The sequence below is a fragment of the uncultured Blautia sp. genome, assembly GCF_902497045.1.
In the GTDB taxonomy this organism is placed as follows: Bacteria; Bacillota; Clostridia; order Lachnospirales; family Lachnospiraceae; genus Blautia_A.
Window position 1 is genome coordinate 1 of sequence record NZ_CABVDF010000052.1, and the last position, 15,125, is coordinate 15,125.

Genomic DNA, 15,125 nt, shown 5'->3' on the forward strand with positions numbered 1-15,125 from the left:
AAAATAAGAATTTCTTAAGAAATTACCCCATTTATCTTAAAGCTGACCTGATATTCTTTAGATAACGGAACACAGAAAAGATTTTGTGATCCGATGCAGCATTTATTTTTTTAGGAGGTACAAGGACGTGGCAGAAATACTGGTTTGTGATGATGACAGAGCAATTGTGGATGCAATAGAGATCTATCTTTCACAGGAGGGGCATCATATTCTGAAAGCTTATGACGGAGAGGAGGCTCTTCAGAAGTTGCGGGACAATCCGGTGGATCTGCTGGTGATCGATGTGATGATGCCGAAGCTGGACGGGATACGGGCAACTCTCAGGATTCGGGAGGAAAATCCCCTTCCTATTATTATTCTTTCGGCAAAATCTGAAGATGCAGATAAGATTCTGGGACTGAACGTTGGAGCGGATGATTATGTGACAAAGCCTTTTAATCCGCTGGAACTGGTAGCCAGAGTCAGATCTCAGCTTCGCAGATATACTCAGCTTGGCGCGGTCTCTCAGAAAAAAGCCAATATTTATGAGACAGGAGGGCTGACAATTGACGACGATCGCAAGGAGGTACAGGTAGACGGAGAGCCTGTGAAGCTGACTCCTATTGAGTACAGGATTCTTCTGTTCCTTGTAAAAAACAAAGGAAGAGTTTTTTCAATTAATCAGATTTATGAAAACATCTGGAATGAAGAAGCTATTGCGGCAGATAATACGGTAGCAGTGCATATCCGGCATATCCGGGAAAAAATCGAGATCAATCCAAAGGAACCCAGATATCTGAAGGTAGTATGGGGTCTGGGCTATAAGGTGGAAAAGCTTTAAGAAAACAATGAAAAGCAGAAGAAGTATATATCAGGTGTCTGGAAAGGGGTAATTCTTATGAAGAAAAAATGGTATAGAAACGGCATGGTGAAAACTGTGGCCGCAGTAGTGGGAGTCGCGTCCCTTACGGTTGCAGCAGCAGGTGGAGCGTCTGCGGCAGGGATCATGAGCATGGGTGTAAACCCTCTGGATAAAGGAAGCTATCTGAAATCCCGAAGTTTTGAACGAAGTATGTATGATTATACTTATGAAGTGCTTCATGCTTTGTCATATACACAGCTTCTGCATCCGGAACAGGGTGGGGAAAACATCGATCTGGGAGAAATTCTGCAGAAGAGGAATCCTGCTGAGGAGAAACTTACCGGATTGAGTTATAAGCTCAGTGATCTGAAAAAATGGGCAGAGATCGATGACTGGAATACTATGACAGATGACATTCTGATCTGTGTAAAGCCGGACGGAAGCCCGGAATACATGTATTATGATGAGTTTGAAAAAAAGATCCTGGATGGGGAATTGGAATTTCTGGCGCCTTCCAGTGATGCTGTCTCGTATGAGGAATATGAGGAAAACGCAGAGCATGCAGAGGACTATATGCCATTGGAACCGGAAGCTTCCGGTACAGAAGGTGTAGATGAACTTGCAAAGCAGGGGATTCTGGCATGCCTGAAAAATCATGATTATGTAGATTATGAGTATTATGGAGAAGAGCAGTATTATCTTGACAGTAATGTGGGGATTTTAAACTCCGGTGCACTGGGAGTTGGAGACAAAGACGGCGAGATGGTTTACATAAATGTGATCAATGGGGAATCTGATTACCAGATCGCGGAAGCATTTGCACCGGCAGGCGCAGACAGTATCCTGGATATTCTCAATGAGGAACCCCAGTGGGAAGGAAAACTGGATCAGGCGTTTATGGCATTGACAGATGCGATCGATCATGTAAGAACTGCCAAAGCTTCAGAAAAAATGCTGGAACAGCACTATACGGAAGGAAATACCAATCTCAGTTATCTTCTTGTTACGGATCCGGGAAAGTCAGGCGAAAAAATAATGTCCAATGCAGAAGCCGGAGATTACGAAAAAACAATCAAGGAAGTGGAGGACGGGAAAGATCCTTATGTAATCCTTGGAACAGCTCCGGAAGACGGAAGATCCAATCTGGCTTTTGCAGGAGACAAAACTGCTTCTGGTCTCCAGCAGCTTGCAGAAGATCTTACCGGCTCCATGGGACTGTCTCTCTGGCAGCATATGGTGGAAAATGTAGGACTTAATGATCAGAATAAAGAATTTGTTTTTGCTGTCTGGGTGGATAAAGATTTTCCGGTACAGGATCTTATGGCTGAAGACGCGGAAAATTATGAAAAATATTCCAAATGGCTGATGCCGTCCATGATGTTTTTTGCAGTAGGAGCCGTTCTTTTCCTGATCTGCCTGATTATTCTTACAGCAGGAGCAGGACGGAATAATGAGGAAGAAACCGTACAGCTGAACTTCTTTGACCGTTGGTATACAGAAATCGGAGCATGTACAGCGGCATTACTGTGGGGTGTTCCTTTTGCACTGATCCTGGGATTAGGCGTCAATGTGGCAGATTCCGTAGACAAGCTGAAATACATTGTACTTTTTGTGGCTGCCCTCGGGGCGTGGACAGCAGTCTGGTTTTTCATTGGATGGCTGAGCCTGGTGCGCCGGATCAAGGGCAAGACCCTCTGGAAAAATTCTCTTCTGAGAAAAATATGGAAATTAACTGTGAGAGTATGCCGGAAATTCTGGAGAATGTGCCGGAATTCCATAAATTTTTTTGCTGAGAATACAGTCAGCCGGGTGAAAGCGGCTCTGATCTTTACAGCGTTCTGTTTTCTTCAGTTCCTGTTTTGTGCCTTTATTTTCTCAGGACTGGCGGGAGTGCTCTTTCTCCTGGCGGCGCTGGATCTTCTGGGCCTGATCTGTTTTCTTAAAAAAGCCAGAGGACGGGAGCTGATCCTGGATGGTTTGAAACGTATCACTGACGGAGAGCTTCAGTACAAGATCCCTCTGGATAAGCTGACCGGAGAGCAGAGAAAGATGGCAGACTACATCAATCGGATCGGAGAAGGTCTGGATGCGGCTGTGGAAAAAAGTCTGAAAGACGAAAGGATGAAAACAGAACTGATTACAAATGTGTCCCACGACATTAAGACACCGCTGACATCTATTATTAATTATGTAGATCTTCTGAAAAGAGAAAATCCTCAGGATCCCAAGATCCAGGGCTACCTGTCTATTCTGGAAGAGAAATCCCAAAGGCTGAAAACTCTTACGGAAGACGTTGTGGAGGCATCCAAGGCAAGTACGGGAAATATTTCTCTGGAAATGGCGGATTTGAATTTTGTGGAACTTATCCATCAGGTGATCGGTGAATTTGAGGAACGTTTCCAGGAAAAAAATCTTTCCATAATGGTTCATTTCGATCAGGAGGAAGCAATTATCTGCGCAGATGGAAGACGACTGTGGAGAGTCCTGGAAAATGTGTTTGGAAACGTTGCCAAATATGCCATGGAAAATACAAGAGTGTATGCGGAACTTCGCGTGAATCGGAAGAAAGTAATCTTTTCTCTGAAAAATATTTCAGCGCAGCCGCTGAACATATCTGCAGATGAACTGACAGAACGTTTTATCCGTGGAGATGTTTCCAGAAATACAGAAGGAAGCGGCCTTGGTCTTTCCATTGCAAAAAGCCTTACGGAGCTTCAGGGAGGAGAGTTTAAGCTTTATCTGGACGGAGATCTTTTTAAGGTAACAATCGTATTTGCGGTAAAGGAAAAAGCGGTTCCGCGGAAAAACGAAGAAGTATAAATGAATAGAAAATAACGAAATAAACAAGCCCCCGGCGCTGTGGATATGATCACAGTTCCGGGGGCTTTGAAAGGGAAAATCAGAATACTTTTACAAGGTTATATGCATCATCTACAATAAGCACATCTGCAAATTTACCCGGTGTAAGGGAGCCTACCTGATCGTAGACTTTGATGCTTTTTGCCGGGTTTCTGGTAGCTGCAAAAATAGCTGTGGATTCAGGAATACCGAATTCCATGGCTTTTTTCATACAGTCAAACAGGTTAGTGGCAGAACCGGCAATGGTGCCGTTGGAAAGAGTGGCCAGACGGTCCTTCATGGTTACTTTCTGTCCGCCCAGTTCATAGGTGCCGTTTTCCATTCCGGTTGCCATCATGGAATCACTGATAAGGACAACTCGTTCGTCTCCGAACATCTTAAAGGTGGTGCGGACCACACTTCCGTGGATGTGGAAGCCGTCACAGATCAGCTCTACCATGCAGTCCTCGCTGTCACAGGCTGCTCCGATCACTCCCGGATCTCTGTGAGCAAAAGGAGGCATGGCGTTGTAAAGGTGAGTGACATGATTTACACCAAGTTCCATAGCCTTTTTTGCACAATCGTAATCTGCTGTGGTGTGTCCGATGGAGATCACTACTTCATCTTTGGCAGCTTCGATAAACTCAAAGGCACGGTCTACGTTAGGGGCAAGTGTTACCAGTTTGATCTGATTTCCGGAAGCTTCGTTGCACTGACGGAAGAAAGAAACATCCGGCACGCTGATGTATTCGGCAGCCTGTGCTCCTTTTTTTTCAATATCGATCAGCGGACCTTCCATATTTACACCGATAATACGGGCGCGGGAAGGATCCGGTTCTACCTGAGCTGCGGTGGCAAAGATATCCATCAGCTTATCTTTGGCAAGCGTCATGGATGTAGGGCAGTAGGAAGTGATTCCATGTTCTTTTTCATATTTCAGGATCACCTTCAGACCTTCTGCATCTGCATCGCAGAAGTCGTGTCCAAATGCGCCATGGCTGTGTACGTCTACCAGTCCCGGGAGCACCTTTAAGCCGTCAGCATCGTATTCTGTTTTGTCGGATACTTCTGTTTCGGCAGAAACAAATCTGCCGTTTTCGATGTACAGATCTTTTTTTACAAAGTTTCCGTCTTCCTGAAATACCAGTCCGTTTTTAATGATCATAAGTAAAATCTCCTTGTTTCGTAAGATACGTTTTATAGATATTTCTATTATAGAACTTTCACGGGATTTATTCAATCTGAAGATTGGAAAGAGAAAGAACTTTCAAAAGGTGCGCATATTTAAAAAAATAAACAAAAAATAAAGAATGAAATTGTGCGAGATGCCGAATGATGTGAAAGAAGTTTCTTAAAATAAAAAACTATTGAAAAAACTTTCATAAGTGACTATACTAAGTCAGGAAATTGAGAGAGCGGAAAGGAGAGTACGATGGAAAAACGTTTAGAACAGCTTAAGGGACATTTGATAGTATCCTGTCAGGCATTGCCTCATGAACCGCTCCATTCTTCTTTTATTATGGGAAGAATGGCTAAGGCAGCAGCAGAGGGCGGCGCGCTGGGCATTCGCGCAAACACCAAGGAGGATATCGAGGAGATCAAAAAAAATGTGGATCTTCCGATTATCGGCATTGTAAAAAGGGATTATCCGGACAGCAAGGTATATATCACCCCGACTATGAAAGAAGTAGACGAGCTTATGGAGGTTAAGCCGGAGATCATTGCCGTTGATGCAACGATCTGCTTACGTCCGGGAAATATGACACTGGATGAGTTTTATCACCAGATCCGTGAAAAATATCCGGAACAGTTACTGATGGCAGACTGTTCCACTGTGGAGGAGGCTCTTCACGCAGATGAGCTTGGCTTCGATTTTATAGGAACTACTCTTGTAGGTTATACAGAGCACAGCAAAGGCGATAAGATCGAAGAGAATGACTTTGAGATTATCCGTACGATTTTAAGCAAAGTAAAACATCATGTGATCGCAGAAGGTAACATCAATACGCCGGAAAAAGCCAGAAGAGTAGTTGAACTTGGCTGTTACAGCGTAGTAGTAGGATCTATTATTACAAGACCTCAGCTGATCACAAAATCTTTTACAGAAGAAATGAAAAAAGCAGAGTAAAATATAAGGGCAAGGCCCAGGAGGAATGTTATCATGAGTAAATTAGACAAGTATAAAGGAATTATCCCGGCGTTTTATGCATGCTATGACAAAGAAGGCAATGTAAGCCCGGAAGGCGTACGTGCTCTCACACAGTATTACATTGACAAAGGCGTAAAAGGTGTTTATGTAAACGGTTCTTCAGGCGAATGTATTTATCAGGGCGTGGAAGAACGTAAACTTATCATTGAAAATGTAATGGCTGTTGCAAAAGGAAAATTAACTGTCATCAATCATGTTGCCTGCAACAATACAAAGGACAGTGTGGAACTTGCCAGACACTCTGAAAGTGTTGGCGTAGATGCAATTGCTTCCATTCCTCCTATTTATTTCAGACTTCCGGAATACTCTATCGCAGCTTACTGGAATGAAATCAGTGAAGCAGCTCCGAATACAGACTTTATTATTTACAACATTCCTCAGTTGGCCGGAACTGCTCTTACTATGAGCCTTTTTGCAGAAATGATGAAAAATCCGAGAGTTGTAGGTGTAAAGAACTCTTCCATGCCTACACAGGACATCCAGATGTTCAAATCAGCAGGCAAAGCTGCAAAAGGTGAGTTTGTAGTATTTAACGGTCCGGACGAGCAGTTCGTTGCAGGACGTGCTATCGGTGCAGACGGCGGCATCGGCGGAACTTATGGTGTAATGCCGGAGCTGTTCCTGAAATTAAACCAGCTGATTGCAGAAGGTGAAAAAGAGACTGCTATGGATCTTCAGTATGATATCAATGAGATCATTTACAAAATGTGCTCCAGTCATGGGAATATGTATGCCGTAGCAAAAGAAATTCTCCGTATTAATGAAAATGTAGATCTTGGCGGCGTACGCAAGCCTCTTGAAAATCTTCAGGAAGCAGACAAAGCGATCGCAGCAGAAGCTGCAGCAATGGTTAAAGCAGCAAAAGAAAAATATCTGGCATAATTGTCAGATAAGAGGGAGGTAATTTATGCAGGGATTTACAGTGATCGACCTGATCATTCTGATCGTGTATCTGGCTGCAGTATTATTTGCAGGACTTCATTTCGCAAAAAAAGAAATGAAGGGAAAAGAATATTTCAAAGGTGACGGAACCGTGCCGTGGTGGGTAACTTCTGTCTCCATTTTTGCAACACTTTTAAGCCCTATTTCTTTCCTGTCTCTGGCAGGAAACTCTTATGCAGGAACCTGGATCATGTGGTTTGCACAGCTTGGTATGCTTCTGGCTATTCCGCTGACGATCCGCTTCTTCCTTCCGATTTACAGTAAACTGGATATTGATACCGCTTATCATTATCTGGAACTGCGTTTTAACAGCAAAGGACTTCGTGTTCTGGGTGCGGTTATGTTTATTGTATATCAGATCGGCCGTATGTCCATCATCATGTATCTTCCATGTATGGTGCTTTCCCGTCTGATGGGCATCAACGTAAATATCCTGATCATCATCATGGGTATTATTGCAATCATCTACTCCTATACAGGCGGACTGAAATCTGTATTGTGGACAGACTTTATCCAGGGTTCTGTGCTTCTGGTTGGCGTTACCTTTGGTCTTATTTTCCTGATCGCGCATATTGACGGAGGAATCGGTGCAATCTTCCAGCAGTTTACTGCAGGACATAAGTTCCTGGCAGCAGATCAGCCTATGTTCAATCCGAACATTCTGAAAGACAGCGTATTTCTTCTGATCGTAGGAGCCGGATTTAACACTATGGGATCCTATGTATCCAGTCAGGATATTGTACAGCGTTTTACCACTACAACAGATACAAAGAAACTGAATAAGATGATGTTTGCCAACGGCGGACTTTCCATTTTTATTGCAACTGTATTCTATCTGATCGGAACAGGATTATATGTATTTTATAATGTACAGGGAAATCCGCTTCCTCCGGCAGCCCAGCAGGATCAGATTTTTGCATCCTGGATCGCGTTTGAGCTTCCGGTAGGTATTACAGGTCTGCTTCTGGCAGCGATTTATGCAGCGGCACAGTCCACACTTTCCACAGGTCTTAACTCTGTGGCATCCAGTTGGACTCTGGATATCCAGGAACGTCTGTCCAAAAAGAAACTGAGCTTTGAGACACAGACAAAGATCGGCCAGTATGTATCTCTGATCGTTGGTATCTTTTCTATTGTGGTTGCAATGGTTCTGGCCAACGGCGGCGTAAAATCTGCTTATGAGTGGTTTAACGGATTTATGGGACTGGTACTTGGTATCCTGATCGGAACCTTTATCCTTGGCGCGTTTACAAAGGTTGCAAATACTTTTGGTGCAGTTCTGGCATTTATCGCAGCTTCTGCAGTTATGATCTACATCAAATATTTCCTTCCGGCAGACGCAGTATCCATCTGGTCTTACTCTATCATCTCCATTGCAGTATCTCTGGTAGTAGGTATTCCTGCAAGTATCATTTGGAGAAAAGTAAAAGGCGACCGTTCACAGCCGGCTGCAAACACAACTATTTATAAAAATTAGATGTTGAAATCAAAAGATGCCTGACGAATTGTTTCGTGCTGCGCACTTCCACAATTCTGCTCCAAATTCGGATATCGCGGGACATACGCCCCGCTTTTATCCTCATTTGGGGCGGGTCATAAAGGCATAAAATCACTTATGTGCAAGCACAACGTGATTTATGATCTTTTGACCCTGGCATCAAAAAATAATCAGCATCACAGAATCAGCCTGGACTTTCATTACAATAAGCCCAGGCTGATCATTTCAGTGTATACAGGAGGAAAAAACAATGATATTTGGAAATATAAGAGACGTAAAGGATTATGGATTTCTGGAGAAAGAAGTTTTAAAATGTTTTGAATATGCAAAAAATCATGATCTTCTGGCATTTGAGAAAGGAAGTCATGAAATAGAGGGTGACAACCTGTTTGTAAATATAGTAGAATATGAAACAACAACACCGGAAAACAGATTCTGGGAAGCGCACCGTCAGTATCTGGATCTTCATCTGATGCTGAGAGGAGCGGAGCAGATCGATGTGAACTTCATCGATAATATGGAGCAGAAAGAATTTGTGGAAAAAGATGACTTTCTTCCGCTGGAAGGAGAGAAAAACAGTCAGGTGATCCTGACAGAAGGAGATTTTCTTCTCTGTTATCCTAAGGATGCACACAGAACGGCGGTGCAGGTAAATGAGCCTGTAATGATCAAAAAAGCAATTTTCAAGATTAAGATTAAATAAACAGAAATGGATAAAGGAGAAGCGGAATGAAGGAATATATCTGTATTGATATCGGAGGTACTTCCATAAAATATGGCATGGTCCGGGAGGATGGAACTTTTCTGACTACAGGAGAAATGCCTACAGAAGCTATGCAGTATGGCGGTCCGGGAATCATGGAAAAAGCGAAAAAGATTGTGGAAGCTTATCAGGCAGAATATCAGCCGGCAGGAATCTGTGTTTCCACGGCCGGAATGGTAGACTGTGAACAGGGAAAGATTACCTATGCCGCTCCTCTCATTCCGGATTATACAGGTACAGAAATCAAAAAAACACTGGAAAAGCTTTATGGAATTCCATGTGAGGTGGAGAATGATGTGAACTGTGCCGGTCTTGCAGAGCATTTTGCAGGGGCTTCCAGAGGCAGCAGGATCAGCGTCTGCCTTACCATAGGTACAGGTATCGGCGGTGCGATCCTTATAGACGGAAAGGTGTTCCACGGATTTTCAGGAAGCGGCTGCGAAGTAGGTTATATGCATCTTCCGGGGGGAGAATTTCAGGATCTGGGAGCAAGCAGTGTCCTTGTAAAGAAGACAGCGGAATATAAAAACATGGATCCGGCAGAGATCAATGGAAAATATGTTTTTGAGCAGGCAAAGCAGGGAGACGAAGACTGTATCCGCGCCATCCGGGAAATGTGCGAGGTTCTTGGAATGGGAATCGCAAATATCTGTTATGTGGTGAATCCGGAAGTAGTAGTTCTCGGAGGAGGAATCATGGCACAGAAAGAATACCTGAAGGATATGCTGAGAGAGAGTCTGGACAAGTACCTGCTTCCTTCTGTGGCACAGCATACCCGTCTGGAATTTGCGCAGAATCAGAATCAGGCAGGAATGCTGGGAGCTTATTATAATTTCAGAAGCAGACATTGATCCGGACAAAAAGGGACAAGGAGGAACCGGTATGGAGGAATACGAAAGGAACATCATTTCCAGAATAGAAGCGATTTATGGAAGCTTTACTCCTCTGGAAAAGACGATAGCAGATTTTTTCATCCATAGTGAATCAAAAACAGATCTGTCATCGAAAAGTGTATCCCAAAAGCTTTTTGTATCAGAGGCATCTCTTTCCCGGTTCGCGAAGAAATGCGGTTATAAAGGGTACCGGGAGTTTATATTCTGCTATAAGCAAAGCAGTTCCAGGATCGACAGCCAGCCGGCCAGCAATAATATCAAGCTTGTTTTTAACAGCTATCAGGAGCTTTTGAACAAAAGCTATTCCCTGATCGACGAGGCTCAGATCGGGAGGATCGTAAGGATTCTTACCGAGAAAAAAAGAATTTATGTTTACGGAAAAGGCAGCTCCGGAACGGCCGGAACAGAGATGAAGCTTCGCTTTATGAGGATTGGAGTGAACATTGAGGCAATTACCGACGAGCATATCATGAAGATGAACTCCGTGCTTCTGGACGAAAACTGCGGAGTGATAGGGATCAGCGTCAGCGGCAGGACAGAGGTGGTGATCGATTCTCTCAGTGCGGCAAAAAAATGCGGAGCAGCAGTGGTGCTTATGACCTCCCATAAAGAAAAGAAATTTGAAAAATTCTGTGACGAGGTCATGCTGTTTGCTGTCAAAGAAAATCTGGAAAGAGGAAAGGATATTTCTCCTCAGTTTCCAATCCTTGTGATGGTGGACATGCTCTACTCCAGGATGCTGCGGTCAGAAGATTTCCGAAGGAGAGAGACACTCCATGACTATACAATGGAAGCTCTGGATGAGATGTAGAAAACTTTGAAGAGAAAAAACTCCCCATGGAGCCCACAAAGTCTGTGGATTCCATGGGGAGTTTTTGGTTCAGGAGGAAGTTCCTGAAAGTAAGCTTTTGGTTTATAATTCAGCAATTGCTGTCTGGATCATTTCTCTGCATTTTTCAATCTGAGGCATATCCTCCGGTATGATAGATGCCAGTGGTTTACGAACACCGCCTACATTTATTCCGTTCATTTTGAGGATTTCTTTCATAACCGCATAAAGATTTCCGTGGCAGGAACACATTGCATAGATGATCCGGTCGATTTTGTACTGGATTTCTTTTGCACGCTGGATATTGCCTGCCTTTAATGCCTGGTCGGCTGCAAGGAAAAGCTCCGGCATAACAGCATAGGTTCCGCCGATACCACCGTCAGCACCGATCAGACGGCCGGAGATGAACTGTTCATCTGGACCATTGAAAATAATGCTGTCATCACCTTTGACATCTTTGAACATCTGGATATCCTGTACAGGCATGGAAGAGTTCTTTACACCGATCACATTTGGATTCTTCAGCATTTCCTTATAAAGAGGAAGGCTGAGAGCAACGCCTGCAAGCTGTGGAATGTTGTAGATAATAAAATCTGTATTAGGAGCTGCGCTGCTGATATCATTCCAGTACTGTGCAATAGCGTGATCGGGAAGATGGAAATAAATCGGCGGGATAGCGGCAATAGCGTCTACACCAAGACTTTCTGCATGTGCGGCCAGTTCCTGGCTGTCTGCAGTATTGTTGCAGGCAACATGAGCAATAATGGTGATTTTTCCTTTTGCAGCTTTCATAACATTTTCAAGAAGAAGCTTGCGCTCTTCTTTGCTCTGATAGATACATTCTCCGGAAGATCCACACACATAAAGACCTTTTACGCCTTTTCCGATGAGATATTCGGTAAAAGCCTGTGTTCTTTCAGGGCTGATGCTTCCATCATCTTCATAGCATGCATAAAATGCAGGAATAACTCCTCTGTATTTTTCTAAATTTCTCATGTCTTCTCCTTTCTTAGATCAGCCTTTAACGGCGCCCATGGTGATTCCTTTGGTAAAGTATTTCTGGAATAACAGGAATACAATAATGATCGGGATTGCTGCCAGGGCCGCGCCGGCCATGATCAGACCAAAATCTGTTGAGTTTTCTGCCTGCAGCTTGGCAATACCAAGAGAAATGGTAAGATTGCTGGTGCTGCTGAGCATGATCAACTGCATAAAATAATCGTTCCAGGAATTGATGAAGGTAAAAATGGCAAGTGCGCCGATACCTGGTTTGATCATAGGAAGAGCTACATCGGCAAAGGTACGCCATTCGCTGGCGCCGTCGATCCGGGCTGCCTCCATCATTTCTCCGGGAATACCTTCCGCAAACTGCTTGATCAGAAATACACCAAAGGGCCATCCCACAATGGGAAAGATCGTTGCCCAAAGAGTATTATACAGCTTCAGCGAAGACATTTCGCGGATCAACGGGATCAGAATAACCTGTTTTGGAAGTGCCATAGCACATACGATCAGAGTAAAAATAACAGTACGTCCGATAAAGCGTTTTTTTGCCAGGGCATAACCTGCCATTGCTGCAGTGATACAGGTCAGAAGCATTGCTGCAACTGCCATAAAAATGGTATTGCCCATCCAGCGCAGCGCTGCCGGTACCTCCGGCCCTGCAAAAACGATATCGGTAAACGGAACATGGATTTCCCAAAGCGGGGCTACCTGTCTGCTGAACAGCTTTTCGTAGTTGGCCATGGTCCATTCCTGAGGCCACCACTGAGGTGAGGTTGCGTTGATCGCCTGTGGTGTCTTAAAGGAACCGGTAATGATCCAGTAAAGTGGAAATGTAAAACCAATGGCCAGAATGATAATGGTCAGGTAAGCCAGGACTTTGTATAATTTTGTCTTACTGAATTTTGTTTTCATAGCTTCCCCTCCCTACTTTTCACTGGTTAATTTAAACTGTACTGCGGAGAGAACCGCAATAATAATAGCAAGAACAACGCCCATAGCGTTTCCGTAGCCATAGCGGTACAGCTTGAAGGCGGTGTGGTAGATATAGTACATAATGGTATCTGTACTGTGATTTGGTCCGCCGCTGGTAAGAAGCTGGATCAGGGCAAAGCACTGGAAACTGTTGATAGTTGTAATAACCAGAATGTAAAGAGTGGTAGGTTTGATCTGAGCCCATTTAATCTTCCAGAATACCTGAAGATGATTGGCGCCGTCTACCTGAGCCGCTTCTACAAGAGACTGATCCACATTGTTCAGGGCGGATACATAAAGTACGATAGGCTGTCCTACGGAAGTAGTGATCAGAATCAGGATAATACAGCCCAGAGCGTATTTTTCATCGCCCAGCCAGTTGATATTCTTATCCAGGATACCGGTTGTTTTTCCAAGATAATTGAAGATGCCGTAATAGTTGTTGAACATCCATTTCCATACAACTGTAACTGCTACGGAACCGGTGACTACCGGAAGATAGAATACGCATCGGAACAGTGAGCAGAGAGGACCGGACATGTTGTTGAGAACGGATCCTACCCACAGAGAAAAGATGCAGGTTACCGGAACGGAAACAATTACAATGATAAATGTGTTTTTCAGTGCACCCAGGAAAACCGGGTCTGCAAACAGCTCCTTGTAGTTGGCAAGCCCGATGAAAATATCTTCACGGTTCATGGTAGAATCAAAGAAACTGGTAATGATGCACTGAGCCATTGGATAAATAACAAATCCAAGGAAAAATACCAGACTTGGGAGCATAAATGCATATCCGGCAATTGTTTCTCTCCGGGTGAGAGCTTTGCTGCTCGTTCCGGATTTTTTCTTATTTGCTGCCAAGAGAAATCCTCCTTTCCATTGTCTCAGACAGAGACAGAGCGCCCCTCCGCGCGAAACGCAGGAAGGGCGCCCGAGTTCTTACTGTACAAATTTAACGAATATGCAGTTGCTGTTTCGTAAAAAATTATTTAGCTACTGCAGCGTTTGCAGTTGTGGTGAATTCTTCAACTGCGGTCTTAACATCTGTGCCGGATCCAATCTGCTGAAGCATGTTCCACCATGCAGTACGAGCCTCTGCCCATCCGCCGACTACCTGATAGTAATCGCCCATGTAATCAACAAAGGTAGAATACTCAGTCATCAGATCATCGCCTTCATAAATGTTTCCAAGATCTTTTACAGGCCAGTAGCTGGAAGCTTTCACGCTTTCTACAACCTGTTTTTCGTCGTTTGCCATAAAGTCGATAAATGTTTTGGAAGCTTCGATTTTTGCCTCGTCGCCGTTATCAAAGATACCGAATCCCCAGATACCGCCGCAGAGCTGCGGATCTCCGCTCTCTGTCGGGAATGCCATTGGAAGAACGTCAAATGCGATGTTTTCAAGATTATTTTTTTCCTGTGCAACGTTCCAGCAGAATGCCATAGCAAGTGTGCCGTTGCAGAACAGGTTGATCTCGTCGCCGCCCTGAAGGGATGCGTCAAAGTTGATTCCGTCCATTCCGGAAAGAAGCTCAAGAGCTTTGATGTTTTCTTCGCTGTTAGCAGTGTATTCTGTGTGTTCCGGATTTGTGAAAGTGCCGCCATAGAGGTTATTGACAAGAGCACGTGTACCCTGGTCGCCGCCCTGACCGGAATCGTAAACAGCCTTTACAGCTTTCTGGAAGTCTTCTGTAGTCCAGGTGCGTGTTTCTTCATCAATATACTGCATAGCATCTGCAGCCTCGAAGATATCTTTGTTGATCGCCATAGTGTGAGCGGTCATACAGAGAGGATACTCATAGTAAACGCCGTCGTTGTTCTTGCAGGCAGCCTCAACAGAAGGATAGATTGCTTCTTTGGCTTCGTCTGTCCAGAGATCTGCCAGATCTACCATCAGTCCTTTTGCGCCCCAGTTTGCAACCAGACGCTCCGGTCCTTCCAGAACGATATCCGGTGCCTGTCCGCCTTCGATCGCGGTGTTGATCTGGTCATCGCCGTTGGTGTAGTCCAGATATTCTACAGTTACATTGATCTCCGGATGTGCTTCGTTGAAGCTTGCGATGAGACCGTCAACAGTTTCAGCGTCTCCCCAGCTTCCGATTGGATAGGTCCATAAAGTAATGTCTGTAGCTTTTTCTTCTTCAGCAGCAAATGCGGTTACAGGAAAAGCCAGTGTGCACGCTAATGCAAGTGCTAAGATTTTACGATACTTCATATTGGTATCCTCCTTCTTTTTTGATTGCCTGTGTTGGTAATCATCTCTAAATTGTTACTTCGATAGTAATTGTTTTTTCGTGATTTTGTCAATAGAAAACGGGAAAAATTTTAAAAGTTT

The 15,125-nt window shown here is 44.2% G+C and carries 13 protein-coding genes; 8 read left to right on the forward strand and 5 right to left on the reverse strand.

Going from position 1 to position 15,125, the window contains the following annotated elements; all coding sequences use genetic code 11:
- The first annotated feature begins 127 nt into the window (after nucleotides 1-127).
- Both RDS42_RS05795 and RDS42_RS05800 read left to right on the forward strand, forming a co-directional pair.
- The gene (locus RDS42_RS05795) at nucleotides 128-820 is read left to right on the forward strand and encodes a response regulator transcription factor (RefSeq protein WP_308782805.1); all 693 of its coding nucleotides are present in this window, start codon (nucleotides 128-130) and stop codon (nucleotides 818-820) included.
- A 57-nt stretch (nucleotides 821-877) separates the two neighbouring features.
- The gene (locus RDS42_RS05800) at nucleotides 878-3,661 is read left to right on the forward strand and encodes a HAMP domain-containing sensor histidine kinase (protein WP_308782806.1); all 2,784 of its coding nucleotides are present in this window, start codon (nucleotides 878-880) and stop codon (nucleotides 3,659-3,661) included.
- A gap of 79 nt (nucleotides 3,662-3,740) precedes the next feature.
- Here the strand turns inward: RDS42_RS05800 and nagA are convergent, their stop codons facing one another.
- Nucleotides 3,741-4,844 (reverse strand): N-acetylglucosamine-6-phosphate deacetylase, encoded by a 1,104-nt coding sequence (gene nagA, locus RDS42_RS05805; RefSeq protein ID WP_308782807.1) that lies wholly within the window; start codon nucleotides 4,842-4,844, stop codon nucleotides 3,741-3,743.
- Between the two features lie 267 nt (nucleotides 4,845-5,111).
- Here nagA and RDS42_RS05810 point away from each other — a divergent pair, with 267 nt between their 5' ends.
- The 6 genes from RDS42_RS05810 (at nucleotide 5,112) to RDS42_RS05835 (ending at nucleotide 10,795) form a co-directional block, all read left to right on the forward strand.
- Nucleotides 5,112-5,807, forward strand: coding sequence for an N-acetylmannosamine-6-phosphate 2-epimerase (locus tag RDS42_RS05810; protein ID WP_308782808.1), 696 nt, complete (start codon nucleotides 5,112-5,114; stop codon nucleotides 5,805-5,807).
- 33 nt (nucleotides 5,808-5,840) lie between these two features.
- Entirely contained in the window at nucleotides 5,841-6,770 is a 930-nt protein-coding gene (locus RDS42_RS05815) for a dihydrodipicolinate synthase family protein (RefSeq protein ID WP_308782809.1), read from the forward strand.
- Between the two features lie 25 nt (nucleotides 6,771-6,795).
- Nucleotides 6,796-8,307 (forward strand): sodium:solute symporter, encoded by a 1,512-nt coding sequence (locus RDS42_RS05820; RefSeq protein WP_308782810.1) that lies wholly within the window; start codon nucleotides 6,796-6,798, stop codon nucleotides 8,305-8,307.
- Nucleotides 8,308-8,578: 271 nt separating this feature from the next.
- Entirely contained in the window at nucleotides 8,579-9,031 is a 453-nt protein-coding gene (locus tag RDS42_RS05825; RefSeq protein ID WP_308782812.1) for a YhcH/YjgK/YiaL family protein, read from the forward strand.
- Nucleotides 9,032-9,057: 26 nt separating this feature from the next.
- On the forward strand, nucleotides 9,058-9,942 hold the full coding sequence (locus tag RDS42_RS05830; protein ID WP_308782813.1) for an ROK family protein: 885 nt from the start codon (nucleotides 9,058-9,060) through the stop codon (nucleotides 9,940-9,942).
- Nucleotides 9,943-9,973: 31 nt separating this feature from the next.
- Nucleotides 9,974-10,795, forward strand: a complete 822-nt coding sequence (locus tag RDS42_RS05835) for a MurR/RpiR family transcriptional regulator (RefSeq protein ID WP_308782814.1) — start codon at nucleotides 9,974-9,976, stop codon at nucleotides 10,793-10,795.
- A gap of 102 nt (nucleotides 10,796-10,897) precedes the next feature.
- On the opposite strand, the gene RDS42_RS05840 is transcribed toward RDS42_RS05835, so the two are convergent.
- The 4 genes from RDS42_RS05840 to RDS42_RS05855 form a co-directional block, all read right to left on the reverse strand.
- A complete protein-coding gene (locus RDS42_RS05840; RefSeq protein WP_308782815.1) occupies nucleotides 10,898-11,809 on the reverse strand; it encodes a dihydrodipicolinate synthase family protein in 912 nt (303 codons plus the stop codon).
- An 18-nt stretch (nucleotides 11,810-11,827) separates the two neighbouring features.
- Nucleotides 11,828-12,730, reverse strand: a complete 903-nt coding sequence (locus RDS42_RS05845; RefSeq protein WP_308782816.1) for a carbohydrate ABC transporter permease — start codon at nucleotides 12,728-12,730, stop codon at nucleotides 11,828-11,830.
- A gap of 12 nt (nucleotides 12,731-12,742) precedes the next feature.
- Nucleotides 12,743-13,651: a sugar ABC transporter permease gene (locus RDS42_RS05850; protein ID WP_308782817.1), complete on the reverse strand. Its 909-nt coding sequence runs from the start codon at nucleotides 13,649-13,651 to the stop codon at nucleotides 12,743-12,745.
- A gap of 124 nt (nucleotides 13,652-13,775) precedes the next feature.
- Nucleotides 13,776-15,005 carry an extracellular solute-binding protein gene (locus RDS42_RS05855; protein ID WP_308782818.1) on the reverse strand — a complete coding sequence of 410 codons (1,230 nt, stop codon included), beginning with the start codon at nucleotides 15,003-15,005 and terminating at the stop codon, nucleotides 13,776-13,778.
- Nucleotides 15,006-15,125: the final 120 nt, after the last annotated feature.